This window comes from Exiguobacterium sp. HVEsp1 (genome assembly GCF_002009685.1).
GTDB lineage: Bacteria > Bacillota > Bacilli > Exiguobacteriales > Exiguobacteriaceae > Exiguobacterium > Exiguobacterium profundum.
The window spans coordinates 1,327,360-1,343,093 of the sequence record NZ_KV917367.1; the positions used below are offsets into that span (position 1 = coordinate 1,327,360).

General features: G+C 44.9%; 18 protein-coding genes and 1 pseudogene. 16 read left to right on the forward strand and 3 right to left on the reverse strand.

The window, feature by feature from the left end:
* The first annotated feature begins 2 nt into the window (after window positions 1-2).
* Complete coding sequence (gpsB, locus tag BV910_RS06830) at window positions 3-299, forward strand: cell division regulator GpsB (protein WP_078147922.1); 297 nt, start codon at window positions 3-5, stop codon at window positions 297-299.
* A gap of 19 nt (window positions 300-318) precedes the next feature.
* Window positions 319-894, forward strand: a complete 576-nt coding sequence (locus tag BV910_RS06835) for a nuclease-related domain-containing protein (protein ID WP_078146764.1) — start codon at window positions 319-321, stop codon at window positions 892-894.
* 34 nt (window positions 895-928) lie between these two features.
* Here BV910_RS06835 and BV910_RS06840 read toward each other — a convergent pair whose 3' ends face one another.
* Window positions 929-1,216, reverse strand: coding sequence for a hypothetical protein (locus tag BV910_RS06840; RefSeq protein ID WP_012726117.1), 288 nt, complete (start codon window positions 1,214-1,216; stop codon window positions 929-931).
* A 95-nt stretch (window positions 1,217-1,311) separates the two neighbouring features.
* Here BV910_RS06840 and BV910_RS06845 point away from each other — a divergent pair, with 95 nt between their 5' ends.
* Complete coding sequence (locus BV910_RS06845) at window positions 1,312-1,560, forward strand: hypothetical protein (RefSeq protein ID WP_012726118.1); 249 nt, start codon at window positions 1,312-1,314, stop codon at window positions 1,558-1,560.
* Between the two features lie 52 nt (window positions 1,561-1,612).
* Here the strand turns inward: BV910_RS06845 and BV910_RS06850 are convergent, their stop codons facing one another.
* A complete protein-coding gene (locus BV910_RS06850; protein ID WP_078146765.1) occupies window positions 1,613-3,151 on the reverse strand; it encodes an FAD-dependent monooxygenase in 1,539 nt (512 codons plus the stop codon).
* A gap of 112 nt (window positions 3,152-3,263) precedes the next feature.
* On the opposite strand from BV910_RS06850, the gene BV910_RS06855 reads away from it, so the two are divergent.
* The 13 genes and pseudogenes from BV910_RS06855 (at window position 3,264) to BV910_RS06915 (ending at window position 14,723) form a co-directional block, all read left to right on the forward strand.
* On the forward strand, window positions 3,264-3,887 hold the full coding sequence (locus BV910_RS06855) for an NUDIX hydrolase (RefSeq protein ID WP_240499811.1): 624 nt from the start codon (window positions 3,264-3,266) through the stop codon (window positions 3,885-3,887).
* 40 nt (window positions 3,888-3,927) lie between these two features.
* On the forward strand, window positions 3,928-4,128 hold the full coding sequence (locus BV910_RS06860) for a DUF2187 family protein (protein WP_012726121.1): 201 nt from the start codon (window positions 3,928-3,930) through the stop codon (window positions 4,126-4,128).
* 25 nt (window positions 4,129-4,153) lie between these two features.
* Entirely contained in the window at window positions 4,154-5,329 is a 1,176-nt protein-coding gene (locus tag BV910_RS06865) for a DUF2157 domain-containing protein (RefSeq protein WP_240499812.1), read from the forward strand.
* The gene (locus BV910_RS06870) at window positions 5,326-5,778 is read left to right on the forward strand and encodes a hypothetical protein (protein ID WP_078146768.1); all 453 of its coding nucleotides are present in this window, start codon (window positions 5,326-5,328) and stop codon (window positions 5,776-5,778) included. Before BV910_RS06865 ends, BV910_RS06870 begins: the two co-directional genes overlap by 4 nt.
* 238 nt (window positions 5,779-6,016) lie before the next feature.
* The gene (locus BV910_RS06875) at window positions 6,017-6,730 is read left to right on the forward strand and encodes a 3D domain-containing protein (RefSeq protein WP_240499813.1); all 714 of its coding nucleotides are present in this window, start codon (window positions 6,017-6,019) and stop codon (window positions 6,728-6,730) included.
* Window positions 6,731-6,837: 107 nt separating this feature from the next.
* A pseudogene (locus BV910_RS06880) lies at window positions 6,838-7,554 on the forward strand (ABC transporter ATP-binding protein); the annotation flags it as partial.
* A gap of 10 nt (window positions 7,555-7,564) precedes the next feature.
* Window positions 7,565-9,070, forward strand: a complete 1,506-nt coding sequence (locus BV910_RS06885) for an ABC transporter permease/substrate-binding protein (RefSeq protein WP_078146770.1) — start codon at window positions 7,565-7,567, stop codon at window positions 9,068-9,070.
* A complete protein-coding gene (locus BV910_RS06890; RefSeq protein ID WP_078146771.1) occupies window positions 9,067-9,939 on the forward strand; it encodes a diacylglycerol/lipid kinase family protein in 873 nt (290 codons plus the stop codon). The genes BV910_RS06885 and BV910_RS06890 overlap by 4 nt, the downstream gene beginning before the upstream one ends.
* A gap of 121 nt (window positions 9,940-10,060) precedes the next feature.
* A complete protein-coding gene (locus tag BV910_RS06895) occupies window positions 10,061-11,413 on the forward strand; it encodes a sodium-dependent transporter (RefSeq protein WP_078146772.1) in 1,353 nt (450 codons plus the stop codon).
* Window positions 11,414-11,611: 198 nt separating this feature from the next.
* Window positions 11,612-12,334, forward strand: a complete 723-nt coding sequence (locus tag BV910_RS06900) for a 5-bromo-4-chloroindolyl phosphate hydrolysis family protein (RefSeq protein ID WP_078146773.1) — start codon at window positions 11,612-11,614, stop codon at window positions 12,332-12,334.
* A complete protein-coding gene (locus tag BV910_RS06905) occupies window positions 12,318-13,547 on the forward strand; it encodes a toxic anion resistance protein (protein WP_078146774.1) in 1,230 nt (409 codons plus the stop codon). Before BV910_RS06900 ends, BV910_RS06905 begins: the two co-directional genes overlap by 17 nt.
* 50 nt (window positions 13,548-13,597) lie before the next feature.
* On the forward strand, window positions 13,598-14,173 hold the full coding sequence (locus BV910_RS06910; protein WP_078146775.1) for a deoxycytidylate deaminase: 576 nt from the start codon (window positions 13,598-13,600) through the stop codon (window positions 14,171-14,173).
* Window positions 14,174-14,372: 199 nt separating this feature from the next.
* Complete coding sequence (locus BV910_RS06915) at window positions 14,373-14,723, forward strand: hypothetical protein (protein ID WP_078146776.1); 351 nt, start codon at window positions 14,373-14,375, stop codon at window positions 14,721-14,723.
* Between the two features lie 151 nt (window positions 14,724-14,874).
* Here BV910_RS06915 and hisJ read toward each other — a convergent pair whose 3' ends face one another.
* The gene (gene hisJ, locus BV910_RS06920; RefSeq protein WP_078146777.1) at window positions 14,875-15,693 is read right to left on the reverse strand and encodes a histidinol-phosphatase HisJ; all 819 of its coding nucleotides are present in this window, start codon (window positions 15,691-15,693) and stop codon (window positions 14,875-14,877) included.
* Window positions 15,694-15,734: the final 41 nt, after the last annotated feature.

A 15,734-nucleotide genomic window follows, 5' to 3' on the forward strand; every position in this document is an offset into this window, starting at 1 on the left:
TGATGCAAACGGAATTAACAGCAGAAGCGATTTATAAACAAGAATTCAAGACCGCGTTACGTGGTTATTCACAAGAAGAAGTCGATCAATTTTTAGATGTCGTCATTCGCGATTATGAAAAAATGGCGAAAGAAATCGAGCGTCTTCAAAATGAAAACGACTCGTTGCGACGGGAACCTGCGCCTGTATCGGAACCGGCTAAACCAGCACAGCCGGTTGCTTCAAATTATGACATGTTACGCCGAATTTCAAATCTTGAAAAAGCGGTCTTTGGAAAGCAAGTCGGTCCAAGCGAATAACAAATAGGGGGTGGAGTCCATGTTGCAAGTGTTAACGGCCACGGAGAAACAACCAGTCAAACAACAGACAAAAAAGCTGTTTCGTGTGAAAGAAGAAGTGATGAAAGCACCAACCTGCTATACAGATCGTCTCGTCGAAAACATCAGACAAACATGCCGATTTGATTGGATGATGATTGAACATGTCAAATTAGGGGATGATCTCATTCATTACGTGCTCGTCGGACCTAAAGGCGTATTCTTGATTCAATTAAATCGAACTCCAGCCCTCGTCCATATGACGAACCGGGAATGTCGAACCGAGACCTCAATGGGGTGGAAACAGGTTTATCCTCATCCTGTCACGGAATTAGAACGGATGACCAAACAGGTGCGGTCACGATTAAAAAAAGAGTGTAATCAAGCAATTCCCGTCTATTCGTTTTTAATTTTCCCGGAAACGGAACGATTGAAGTTAGAACGAATTAAGGCGAATTGTGGAGATTCATTCGCTCTAGTGGATCAAGTGATCAATAAAACGAACCTTGAGACGTTGACAGAGCCGCTCGTCAAACAAATCGCTTATTATTGTTCTGAGCGACAAGTACATAAATAAGATGAAGGCCGAATGATTGTATTCGGCCTTCATCTTATTTTAAAAGTTCTCTTGCTTTTGCCGCATCATCTCGGTGAACGAACAGTGCAACGCGATCGTCCAAGTTTTTTGCGAGCGGCTTTAATAGTTTACCGGTCGGTAGTCCTTGTTCCACACGACAGGTGATGCCCTGCTCGGTCAAATAATGATAATCACCTAAAAGTTCTTCACCTTGTTTCCCGAATGCTTCACCGAAACGAACCCACTTTAAGTTGCGAATTGTCCGAATCGAGACCAAAATGACAAACAAAATGGCGAGTACGATGATCAATAATGTTTCCAATGCCTTCAACCCCTTCTTTACACAAGTTTAATGGTGTGGCGAGTTGAAAGCAATATGGAGCGAACGGTATACTGAAATGGAAAAGAGGGGATGAAATGAAAAAACCGATTCAATCGAGACGAGAGGCGATCTCACTCCTAGAAAATCAGCAAGTACTCTATATTCGAATTCATAACGGACAAACGGGTATGATCAAATCGACAGAGGAAGGTATCATCGTGGCCATTCCAAATGAAGAGACAGATCAAATCGATTTCCGAAAATTAGAAGATATCGAGGCGTTTGAAGCGTTTTACGATTTGACGCTCTCGAAACCAGGTATTCTATATGTAAACGTTGAATAGTCATGACATGGAGAGCTTCACCCATTCGGTGAGGCTCTCCATTTATACACCTTTAAGAGGAAGGCAGCCAGACGGCCAACTTGTCCTGTAACGGCTTTAAGCGAACATGATGTTGCTTATGCAACAAATAACCGTCTGGACGAATGACTAATATGCCACGTTTCATAAAAAGTGATTTGGCTAGTTCGTTTCCTTGATCGAAAAACGGGCGACTCGTCCTAGTTAAGGTAATCGTTTGAATGAACGGCTGGTTCTTGTTCAAATAGTCATAAATGGACGTCAAATCACGTTTCCCGTCGTCAAATACGAGCACTTGAAACCGTCCGTCCGCGATTTCGGATATTTTTGTCCGAAACCCGTCATCCGTTCGTAAAATCTCAGTCTCCGGAAAGATCTTTCCTTCCGCGACGCGACGAAACGGTAACCGAAGCGCATTCGGATACGATAAATGGAGCTGAGAAATCCGTTCGGTGATCTTTTGGTTGACGAGATTGACGCGAGTGAAGACATCCGCACCGATTGCTTGGAACGGCAAAAGCATCGGGAGGGTCGTCTGCAACATCTCCGTTGCGATATTCGTCGTCTGTAGCACATTGCGGGCAACATGTTCGCGCTCGTCCCGATAGGTGGACACGACGTGATGGGGAGCGCCAGTTTTGAGATGTAACCACAGTTTCCAACCTAAGTTGAAGGCATCCGCTATCCCGGTGTTCATCCCTTGTCCGCCGACCGGGGAGTTAATATGTGCCGCATCCCCCATGAGAATGATGCGATTATGGATGAACGTATCGACCATGCGATTGTGCACACGGAATAAAGAGAACCATTCAACATCGTGAATATGGACCGGCATATGACTGCGTTGCTCCACCAATTCTTGAAGTTCCGATTCTTGGAATGATTCATCCGTTCTCAAGTTTCCCGTGATACGAATTGTTTCATCCGTGAGCGGGAAGACTTCAAGCACTCCTCGATCCGAAAAAAAGATATGAACCTCTTCCCGGGATATCGGCCAATCCGCCTTTAAATCGGCTAACACCCAAGCCTCTTTAAATGATTTACCGCTAAACGGAAGGGCGAGCATCCGACGAACCGAGCTGTTTGCTCCATCGGCGGCGACAACATATTTCGCTTCAACGGCACGAGTCACCCCATCAGTCGCGGTCAAATGTGCGATGGTACGGGATGGATATTGGGTAATGGATGACAAGGTTTCCCCACGCTTCACAACATGTCCATGGTTTCGTAGGGCACGTTCCAAAATCTCTTCGGTTTCATTTTGACGTAACAACGTCACGAACGGATAAGGGGTCACAAGTTTGGAGAACTCAAGCTTTGCTGTCCACTGTCCCGAAAAATATAGATTCCCCCGCTCGATTGTTCGGGCACGCTCTAGCACTTCTTGCGCAACATCTAAACGAGAAAACACTTCGATGGTCCGCGGCTGGATCCCGATGGCTCGTGAATTGTCCGACGGGGTCGTCTTACGATCAATGATTTGAAAAGATACGCCATATCTGGCTAAGGTGAGTCCGAGCGTCAGGCCGGTTGGTCCGGCACCGACAATCAATACATCCACTTGTTCGTCCACGCTGATCAACTCCTATCATTAATAATGATATTTCCGACATTGGCAGCGACTAAACGAAAAGTAGGGTATAGAACGATATATGATATTCGATGATGGAAGGTGAGTGAGCATTGTGCAGCCATGGATCACAGAAGAAAAAATTCGAGATAGTTTTACAATGGATGAAGATTATGAACAGACAGCGGCAGTGTTAATCCCACTCGTTCAAACCGATCAGGAATGGCACGTCGTGTTTGAGGTACGCGCCCACACGATGCGGCAGCAACCTGGGGAGATTTCATTTCCAGGGGGACGCCTTGAAAAAGGAGAAACACCCGTAGAAGCGGCAATCCGAGAAACATGCGAAGAGTTAGAGATTTCTGCAGATAAAGTAGAAGTCGTAGGCAAATTGCGACCGCTTGCTACGCCTCATCGTCAATTGATTTATCCGTTTGTCGGAATTCTATCGGAAGTACCGAGTGTGGAAGGGACGGATGAGGTCGATCATTTGTTTACCGTACCGATTTCTACCTTGCTCATGATTGATCCATTCCACGGAGAGATGGAATGGACAATGAGTCCGGATCAAAATATTCCGTTAGATCGATTGGCGAATGCTAAAGCGTACAAGAAACGGGTAATTAAAATGAAAGAACCTTTTTATGAACATGAAGACTACATCATTTGGGGACTTACTGGAAAATTCTTGACACAATTTATTAAACGGATAAAAGAAAACGTATTCAAACGGTTATAATTTCGTTATAATGATAGAAACAAATTTAGATTGGAAGTGAATGGGTGTGTCTGAAGAATTCCTCGTAGGTGATATCGTGAAGTCGACTCGTGAAGGATGGGTCGCTGAAGTGACCGCCGTACTGACCAATACTGTGATCGGTGACGTCTCGATCATGGAAGAGTTTCAACAGCTCGGACTCGAGTTCGAGAAACAAGTTTTACTAAAATCAGAATTGGAATTGATTGAACGCGCCAGCTGACCTTTTTCTGAAAGGGATGATTCAGATGTCCATTGACAAAAAAGTACGTGAATGGCAAGAGGCGGGTTTATTGGATGAAGCGACAGGGTTAAAACTAGTCGACTATGAACATAAACGACGGGCGGCTAGTGAGCAACATGATCACAAGCCGCCCGTTTTGGTCATTGTCGGATCCATTTTGTTGGCTCTTAGCCTTTTCAGTTTCGTCGCAGCCAACTGGCAAGCGATTCCTGACCTTTTGAAAATCGGTTTGTTTCTTTTATTTATGGTTGGATTTTATGTGTTTGCCGAGCGGGTTCGCTTAAAAACCCCAAGATATGTCACGCTGTTACGTGTACTAGGGTTCGTTTTCTTTATCGCGACCATGGCGGTCATTTTCACGACGTATAACCTGTCTGGCCAATTGACTCTATTGTTCTGGATTATCTTTGCGATGGCAGTACTTCATCGCATCTTGTATGAGCATGTCATATTCTCCATGATCACCGCAATCGCTGCATTTTTAGCCATCACCAATAGTTTCGAAAGCATCGGGCTGATTTTGATTGGGATTGCTCTAATCGTGACATGGGTGTGGTTCCATTTCGTCGATGAATCGTTGGACCGCACGTTTGCCTGGCTAACCTTTTATGGCCTTCTCAATATTTTCGGCCAGTATATCGATTATGAGGGAAGACTGTGGCCGCTTTGGTCACTCGTCATCTTGCATGTATTGCTCTTATTCTATCGAAAACAAGCCGCATGGCAAGCAACGTATCTGTTCACTGCGGCCGTTCTATCAATTGGTTATTTAATTAACGTGACAGAAAGTTGGCTCTCCCAAAGACCGCCTTCTGTCATTGAAGCGACACTTTTGTCGGTGGCACTCGTTGCCGTCTATTTGATTCACAGACGAAACGACCTTCTCTGGGTAAGTTTCCTTGCAGTCATCCCATTTGCACTTTTTGAAGATTCAGGAGTTTTACTGGCGGTCATCATCGAGGTGATTGCACTTACGTACTTGATTCGCCAAGACGTGACACGACAACCGACAATATTCGCTTTCATCTATTTCTTAATCGTTCAAATGACAATTTACTTTATCTACGTATGGGACCGGCTCGATATCTCACTCTTCTTCTTGATTGGTGCGTTAATCGTCTTTACGTTGTCACTCGCATTATGGTGGCGTAATCGAACGAGAGGGGATGTGACGACATGAAACGGTTTTCTGTTTGGGTGATCCCGGTTGCCCAAGTCCTGATTGCAATCGTCTTTGTGGTACTTGTTTATGCTATTTCGTGGGTCGGAGAGACGTACACGTTTAAAGGGTCTTCGTTCGAGCCATATGATCCTTATTTTGGAGATTCCATCTATCTCGAATATGATGCCTTCAAAGGAAGACAAGATGTCGAAACCGGAACGGTCTATGTGTCCTTTAAAGAAGGGGAAGAGGGCTATGCTGTCATCGATCGAATTGAGTCAAAACCGTTTTTTGGTGGTATTCGGGCAAACTATTATGATCGACTTCTTTATATAGAAGAAATGGGTTCGTATCGTGTGTCTCAAAATGAGATAGATGCCATAAAAGGAAAGCAATCGTTCACGGTTCAAGTTGATGTCGCACCGTGGGGGATGCTCAGAATGTATGAAATTGAGTCAAATGAATAAGATTTAATCATGACAGGAAGATTACAGGTTTGTTACACGGCTGATTGTAACGAATCTGTAATTTTTTTGTGAACATAAGGAATACCAACGTTTTTTTCAATTATTACAATCTGTAACCACTTTTTTTGCCATATGTCAGGAATGTTTCACTTCGATAAAATCACTACTTTGACGGGACTTGTCGTGGTAAATTAACATCTGTTCGTTACATAACGAGAAAGGTGATGACCTTACTACGATGAAATTATTAAAATATATGATCGTCATTGGAGCTACGATGATGGGGCTGTTCACATTCATGGATCAGGCAGATGCTGCTCAAATCGGAATCGGGACAGAACAGAAAATCGTACAAAACCCGCTTGAACTAGAACGACAAGCAATTGAAGAAGAACGACAAAAAGAAATCGCCCGCCAAAAGAAACTTGCTGAAGAAAAACGTATCGCAGAAGAGAAGCGGATCGAAGCAGAACGTCTTGCAGAAGAGAAAGCAAAAGAAGAAGCCGAGAAAGCAAGACTTGCGAAACTTGAAGCAGAACGAAAAGCGGAAGAGGAGCGAAAAGCAGCGGAACAGGCAACAGCTGCAAAAACGTCGACTTCAGCTACGCAAACAGTCAGTGCGACACCGGTATCTACATCTAAAAAGGTTATTACAGTCGAATCGACGGCTTATTCAAATGATGTTGCAGATAATAAGGCATACGGCGGTCGTGTATTAACGGCCACGGGTCATGATGTGACCGACTCGATTTATTATAACGGGATGCGAATTATCGCAGTCGACCCAGCCATCATCCCATTAGGCTCTAAAGTCCATATTCAAGGTGTCGGTGATGCGATCGCCCTTGATACAGGTGGCCGAATCAAAGGTCATATCGTCGATTTATTAGTCGATTCAAAACAGGACGCGATCCAATGGGGGCGTCGACATATTGAAGTAACGCTATACTAAAAATCAGGTTCTCCAATTAGGAGAGCCTTTTTTTGTTTAACAAAGTAGAGAAACGGGCAAAATAATATTTGAATTTCCATTTTGGAAATAGTTGAGGAGGGATCAGGTTGATTGAGTTTCGTGATGTATCAAAACGTTATGAAGACGGGACGTTAGCCGTCAAAGACTTGAGTTTAACTGTAGAAAAAGGAGAAATATTTGTATTGATCGGTCCTTCAGGTTGTGGCAAGACCACGACGATGAAAATGGTGAATCGATTAATCGATCATACGGATGGGAAAATTTTAATCGATGGAAAAGAAATCTATCAATTCGATATTTTTGAACTACGCCGTAATATCGGTTATGTACTCCAACAGATTGCATTATTCCCTCACTTAACTGTGGAAGAAAATATTTCTGTCGTACCGGAATTATTAAAGTGGAAAAAAGACCGAACAAAAGAGCGAGTGACCGAATTAATGAAAATCGCCGGACTGGACCCGAAACTTCGCTCGAAGAAGCCAGCAGAATTATCAGGAGGACAACAGCAACGCGTCGGCGTATTGCGTGCCTTAGCTGCAGACCCTGACGTCATCCTTATGGACGAACCCTTTTCTGCGCTTGATCCGATCAGCCGTGGTCAATTGCAAGATGACATTAAACGATTAAATGATGAGCTCGGGAAAACCATTTTATTTGTCACACACGACATGCAAGAAGCGATGAAGCTTGGTGATCGCATCGCGTTGATGCGTGACGGGGAACTCATGTTGATCGGTACGCCTGAGGAGATATTGGCGAGTGAAGACCCATTCGTCTTAGAATTTACACAACGCGGAAGAGGTGAGCTAGATGCTTGAGACGTTCCAAAATAGACAAGGACAGCTTGTCGAGGCACTGATTGAGCACTTACAGCTCTCTGTCGTATCGCTTTTGATTGCCGTATTGATTGCCGTACCATTGGGAATCTGGCTGACGCGCCGTAAGAAAATCGCCGAAACCGCCATTGGTGTCACTGCGATTATTCAAACGATTCCGTCGCTTGCCTTACTCGGATTAATGATTCCGCTCGTTGGAATCGGGGCATTACCTGCCATTATTGCGCTTGTCTTATATGCGCTCCTACCTATTTTACGAAACACGTTCACCGGTTTAAACGAAGTGGATAAATCGTTGCTTGAAGCCGCTCGAGCTTGTGGGATGAAGCCGAATCAAAGTTTGATAAAAGTTGAACTCCCGCTTGCTTTACCGGTCATCATGGCTGGTATACGGACCGCGATGGTTCTGATTGTCGGTACGGCGACGCTCGCTGCTTTAGTCGGAGCAGGTGGACTCGGTACGCTGATTTTGCTCGGGATTAATCGGAATGACAATTACTTAATTTTACTCGGGGCCATCCCGGCCGCGATTTTGGCACTCTTATTTGACTTCTTGTTGCGTCAGATGGAAGGTGCGACGGCGACTCGAAACAAGGCGAAATTGATTGCTGTTTCTACTGTCCTCGCCTTGGTCATCGTCACACCGCTCGCGTTCGGTCGTTCGCAAGAAACAGACTTAGTCGTTGCCGGAAAACTTGGTCCTGAGCCAGAGATTTTAATGAATATGTATAAATTATTGATTGAAGAAGAAACGGATTTGACCGTATCGGTGAAACCGAACTTTGGGGAAACAACATTCGTATGGGGGGCCCTCCAATCAGGGGATGTCGATATTTACCCTGAATTCACTGGGACCGCACTCGCGAGTCTCGTCAAAGAAACGCCTGAGTCAAACGATGCCGGTGAAGTGTACGAGCAAGCAAGAGAAGCGCTTGCTGAAGATGGATATGTGATGCTCGAACCGATGAAATTTAACAATACGTATGCACTCGCGATTCCACGTGATTATGCAGAGGCGGAAGGCATTACGGCCATTTCTGATTTACGGAATGTCGAGTCGGACATCAAGGCCGGTTTCACGCTTGAATTCACGGACCGTGAAGACGGATACCCAGGACTTCAAAACGAGTATGGGCTTGATTTCCCATCTGTCGTCTCGATGGAGCAAAAACTGCGTTATCGTGCCATCTCACGAGGAGATGTCAATTTAGTAGACGCCTATGCGACGGACCCTGATATTGCCGAGAACGACCTGGTCGTCTTAGAAGACGATCGTCAATTCTTCCCACCATACCAGGGAGCGCCACTCATGAAGGAAGAGACACTTGAAGAGTATCCAGAAATCGAGGATGCGCTCAATCAGCTCGCAGGTAAAATCACAGACGAACAAATGTCTGAATTGAATCGACGGGTCGCGTACGGAAATGAACGCGCGTACGATGTAGCGAAAGACTTCTTAGAACAGGAAGGATTACTATGAGAGCTTTGATTATTTCGAATCCGAAGTCCGGTACGAGCGAGACGATGCTCGGCGAAGTCATCGGAACGATTGAATCGCTCTATGAAGAAATCATCATCAAAAAGACACAGGAAATCGGGGACGCGCTCCGATTAGCCGAAACAAGTGAATCGTTCGACCATCTGATTGTCATTGGCGGGGACGGTACGCTAAACGAAGTAGTGAATGGGTTAATGACCTTACAGCGCGAGGAACGGCCGACAGTCGGCATCATTCCAGCAGGAACATGTAATGACTTCGCACGAGCGCTTGAACTGCCAATTCAACCGACACAGGCTGCTCAAATCATTCGTTCCTCTCACGAACAATATGTCGATGTCATTCAAGTCGATGAGATGTATGCGCTCAATTTCGTAGGCGTCGGTTTGATCGCGGATACATCTCGTCAAATCGATCCGGATGAAAAAGGATCATTAGGCTCAATCGGATATTTTTTAGCGACCATCCGTCAGTTCCGTGAAGCGGACCCATTCAACATCACGCTTCGGCGGGGCAGTGAAGTAATATATGACGGTGACGTTAGTTTTCTCTATGTTGGGAACGGGAGTTATCTCGGTACGGTCCCGACCAAACTTGAGACACAATCGTTTTCCGACGGGCTGTTAGAAGTGGTACACAGCTCGGCAATCGGATTTCCGATGATTCGTCAATTGTTAGCCCAGCAACTCGGTCTTGATCAAAAATCGGCGGAGTGGAATCACTTTCAGGCTTCACATGTTGAAGTCGAGTTAAACGAACCTCAAATCATTGATATCGATGGTGAACATTTCGAAACCGATCACTTGACGATACGGATTCGAGAGCGAGCCCTCACGTTTTTAACGCCATAAAGCATCAACAGAGAAAAGTATTCAGACTTTTCTCTGTTTTTTGTTGTCCTCATCTTGGAACCGTGTTAGTATTTCACTATTATTATGAAAATGAAATGAAAAAGAGGAAGTAGGGGTAAACATGGCGCAAAATTCATTCGCCTCAAAAATTGGATTCATACTAGCTGCCGCAGGGTCAGCAATCGGTTTAGGTGCAATCTGGAAGTTTCCATATGTCACCGGAACGAGCGGGGGCGGTGCCTTTTTACTCATGTTTTTGGCGTTCACACTATTACTTGGTCTGCCATTATTGATTGGAGAATTCATTGTCGGACGTTCGACTCAAAAGACTGCGCTTCTTGCTTTCAAACAGTTAGGGCATGGCCGTTGGACCATTATCGGCTACTTAGGTGTCTTTGCTTGTTTCTTGTTACTTTCCTTCTATAGTGTTATTGGGGGATGGGTCCTCATCTATATTGGACTCGGTTTAAGTGGGACGCTCAGTGGACGTTCGGCTGACGAATTTGGTGAGGTGTTCGGGAACGTCGTATCGACACCTGAAATTGCCGTACTCGGACAATTCTTGTTCCTCTTAATCACACTCTTAATTGTCTTACGTGGCGTTGAAGCAGGGATTGAACGAATGAGTAAAATTTTGATGCCACTCTTGTTCATCAGTTTCTTAGTTCTCGTGGTCCGCTCGTTGACGCTTGACGGAGCGATGGAAGGCGTTCGTTTCTTCTTACAGCCTGACTTTTCTGCATTGACTGGCGAATCGGTATTGTTTGCCCTCGGACAGGCGTTCTTCTCCTTATCGTTAGGGGTGGCAGCGATGCTGACATATGCGTCTTATATAAAGACGAAAGGAACATTGAACCGGTCGGCTAACATGATTGTCTTGTTGAACATTGCGGTTTCACTTTTAGCAGGTCTAGCCATCTTCCCGGCAGTCTTTGCATCAGGTCTTGATCCGGCTGAAGGTCCGGCGTTACTCTTTGTTGTTTTACCGGCAGTCTTCAATCAAGTACCGCTCGGTGGATTCTTCATGGTCTTGTTCTTCCTATTGTTCGCTTTTGCATCGATTACATCATCGATTGCCATGTTAGAAGTCGTCGTCGCAGGTGTGACCGATCGTCTAAATGAAAAGAAATCGTCATGGACGAAAAAGAAAGTGACGGTGACAGCCGCTCTTCTCGTCTTCATCGTGGGAGTACCATCCGCGCTGTCATTCGGACTCTTGAGTGATGTACAGATTTGGAACGGTCGGACGTTCTTCGATACGATGGACTATCTCGTCAGCTATATTTTAATGCCGACGGGTGCACTCTTGACTTCCATCTTTGTCGGTTACATCGTTGACCAACGTGTCCTAAAGGATGAAATCGAAACATCCAAACCTGGTGTGAAGCTTTACCCAATCTGGCATGCGCTCATTCGCTATGTCATTCCTGTAACTGTCGCGATCGTCATGGTATCTACATGGATCACCACATAACAAACGAACCGTAGGCTCTATGAGTCTACGGTTTTTTTCGTCTCGCAACGGGAAAGTAGTCGATATAGGTAGTTGATTCTACACCTGTGGACGGAGGTATCGACGAATTTTATTATGCTAAAATGATAGAGATGACGAAACTTTTGTTGAGTGGTTTCGTAATGTACAATAGAAGTAACATGAGATGAGGTGAAAAGAATGAAAACATGGATGAAATGGGCCCTGACAGGGGCAGTCATATACTTTGCCATTAACGTATTCGATTTCTCCTGGTTATTCATTATTGTAGGGGCGCTCGTCTTGAATGAAGTGTGGTCGACGAACAAGCGCAAACAGCGTCAACGAACACCGACAACGGTGGCAAAACGTGCCAAGAAGAAACTGTTACTCGATGAGGAAGAATCGTTTTCTGGATCGAGGATTTTAAAACCGATCGAAGAGCCGATGCCTACGCGACAGTTCGAGGCGACAGACGATTTAGAGCTTCAATTTTTGCAACGGACGATTGAGCAAGGATATGAGAAGTTACAACAAATCGACCGTGTTCTTCCAGATATTAAGGATGTAGAGGTGAGGCGTGAAATGAAGGCCGTCTCGAAAGAAGCGCACGAATTGTTCGAAGAATTATTCGAAAATCCACAAGACGCAAAGCATGTTCGAGACCTGTTCACATTCTATTTAGATTCCCTCGTCTCGGTCGTCTTGAAATTTAAAGAGCTTGAAGGAAAACGGGTCGTCATTCAAGAAGAGACTCGGGAACAATTAATCACAAATATGCGACTAATTGTCGATAAATTTAAAGAACAACGCGGACGTCTCCTTGAAGATGACGCCGTAGACTTTGAACGTGAACTGATCATGATGGAGCGCGTCTTGTCTGATCAGCCGGAAGGGAGAAAGAAACATGACTTCATCGAATGAAACGAACTGGCAGTCATGGCCGGAAGAAGAACTGACTTCTGATACGAAAACAAAAACGGAGACGGAGGGGTTCAGTGACCCATCTGTCGAATGGTCATCCGTTACACAGTCACATGAAGTGCCAGCCATTCAAGCGAAACCAGACGTGCCTCAAGAGCATCGCGAGCGCATCACACGATTGGCTGAATCCATTGATATTAAAAAGACAGACTCTGTTATGTTGTTCGGGTCGAATGTCCAGCGCGAACTTTCCCAATTCTCTGATCAAATTTTGACGGAAGTGCGGATGAAAGATGGCGGCGATGCCGGGAAACTGTTGTCTGACTTGATGCAAAACGTCCGTAAGATGGACCCAGATATGCTTCAACCGGAAAAAAAGAGTTTCATGGATAACATTCCGCTCATCGGTCGTGCGAAGAAGAAGGCTGAAAACTATAAGCTTCAGTTCGAAAAAATGAATGTCTATTTGGAAGAGGTCATCCATAACCTCGATCGTGCGAAGTTTGGTCTCATGAAAGACATCACGATGCTCGATCAAATGTATGATAAGAACAAGCGATATTTCGAAGAGTTGAACGTCTATATCGCCGCGGGTGAGACAAAACTTGACCATGTACGGGAACACGAGATTGCCCCGTTACGTCAAGAAGTAGAAATTTCTAAAGATCAATCGAAGCTTCAACAATTGAACGATATGATTCAATTAGCGGACCGTTTTGAGAAAAAGTTGCACGACTTAAAATTGAGTCGTACCATCAGCCTTCAAATGGCACCTCAAATTCGGGTCATTCAGCAGAATAACCAAATCCTCGCTGAAAAGATCGAGTCAGCGGTCGTCAACACGATTCCGCTTTGGAAAAACCAAGTCGTTCTTGCACTCAGCTTGACGCGCCAGAAAACGGCACTTCGTATGCAGCAGGACGTGACGAAGACGACAAATCAACTGCTTGAGCAGAACTCGAAGATGCTCAAAGATTCATCGATTGAAATTGCTCAAGAGAATGAAAAAGGGATTGTCTCTGTTGAATCACTGAAAGTCGCTCACGAGAACTTACTTTCTACGTTGGATGAAACATTACGCATCCAGCAAGAAGGGAAGCAAAAACGTCGTGACGCCGAGCGCGAACTTGACCGCATGGAGCACGAATTGAAGGAGAAGGTCATCGAAATCGCTTCGAAAAATAAAGAACTACCAAAGGACACTGGATACTAAGGGGGAAGTCTGAGCAATCAGACTTTCCTTTTCGACGAGGAGGGACTGGAGTGGAGAAGCAACGATTGTGGGATGAGACGTGGTTATTATTCGCTGATATGATGGCCGAGCGGCACTCGAAGTGTGCATCGAAGAGTGTGGCCTGTGTCATTGTAAAAGACGAAAAACCGATTTCAATTGGTCTCAATGGTACACCATCTGGTCATACGAACTGTAATGAAATCTATATCAAGCAAGAAGATGGGTTCTATAAGCATGCCGACTATGTTGCATCGACGGATCTCGATATGATCAACGAACCGGCACGACTCATCCGAGATGGCGTGACATATATCAAGTGTACAGACCCATATGATCACCATCACTGGTCGAAACAACATGAAATCCATGCGGAAATCAATGCGATTGGAAAACTCGCTGCCGATTCAACGAATGCATTTGGTGCGACAGCGTATGTCACGCATTCACCATGTCATGCCTGTTCACTCGCCTTAATTGCGGCACGTGTCGCGCGAGTCGTATATGCCGTCGGTTATGAGCATGGGGATGGGTTAGAATTGATGCGTGAAAGCGGAATTGAAGTGTTACATATGCCACTTGAAAAAATGTACAAAAATACATTGTAAACGTTTTCATTAGATGATATATTATTAATGTACTGCCAATGGTGTTTTACTCTTCCATTATTCGTCCCTCCTCGGAGGGGCTTTTTTTTTGTTCAAAATGAGGTGAGACAAACTTTACACATAATGTTCAATATTTCACAATCTACACTTTAAAATCTCTTATATAATAAAAGTAGATTCAAGAGAGGGGAATTTACACATGGAAAAACTCGTTCGCTTTACAGATGGTGCATATGAAGTAGAGGCGTTGATCACACTCGAAGAAGTGTGGGAAGATAAATTTGCGATTGGCATGCACAAGGAGCTTGCCGTCAAATCATTAACCATTAACGGAAATGAAGTATCAGAGATTAAACATGTTCGTGCACTCCTTCGATACTATCCGACGCTTGGTGTATCAGGAATCTTGTTGGCATTAGATAAGGCGGCTGCTGAGATTGTCGCATTGTCGAAAGATCAAGATCCAGCGCTCCAATACGTTGAACTCGTGGCCATTCAAATGGACGAGGAAGCGACAAACGACTTGAAAACATTATATGCGGCAATGTGACCTCAATTGGGTGAACCATTTCACCCAATTTTTTATTGCATCTTTTATTCCTTATGGTATGATGTTTACAGATGAAGAAATGGAACGCCATATCGTTGTCAACCATAAACATGGGGATCTAGATAGCTAGATCGCTGTCAAAAAGCCACGTTCATAGGAACGTGGCTTTTTTTTGTTCAATGAAGTCGAATCCAGCCGCGACATCTTGAGCGAGGTGTGCATCCGAACCCATCGTGAACGGGATGTGCAGGTCGTTCGCGGATTTTGCAAGTCCGGCGACGTAAGGTACCCCACAATCCGGTTTTCGGAGTCCGGCCGTGTTGAAGTCAAGTCCGAATCCCCGGTCGGCAATCATCTGTAACAGACGTATTTCTTCCTCTTTTACTTTTGAGCGGTCCCATTCATAGTTTCTTTGATACTTTATCGGGAGATCGAGATGTCCGATACGAGCGACACGGATGTCTTCCCACGAAAATGAGAGACCCTGTTCAATCGACTCATAATAAGCTCTCAAGACGCTCTCGAATGAGCCAAACGCTTTGATGAGTTCATCAAACGTCTCGGCAGAATAATCAATCGGCATATAGGCGCCATCTCTATATAGGAAATGTTGCGATAAAATGACTTCATCAATCAATGGTGCGAAAGGCTTGAGTAAGGCAATGGTCTCTTTCTCTAAATGAGGCAATAAGTCGACTTCTAATCCAACTTTAATGTCGATAACCGCTTGATACTGCTGTTTCATCTGATGCAACGTATCGAGGTATTCTGGAAGTAGATCAATCGACATCGCCGAGTCTTGATTCGGGACCGGGTCGGTGAACGATAGGGGGAAAGGCGCATGTTCTGTGAACGTCATCGTTTGCAAGCCTTTTTCGATTCCGACTTGAATATAGTGTTCAATCGGGTCATTTGTACCGTGTGGACAAAAAGGGGTATGCACATGGCCATCGTGGGTAAAGTTAAACATCGATTACACGTCCTTTTCAGTTCATTTGGTTGACAGGTGTT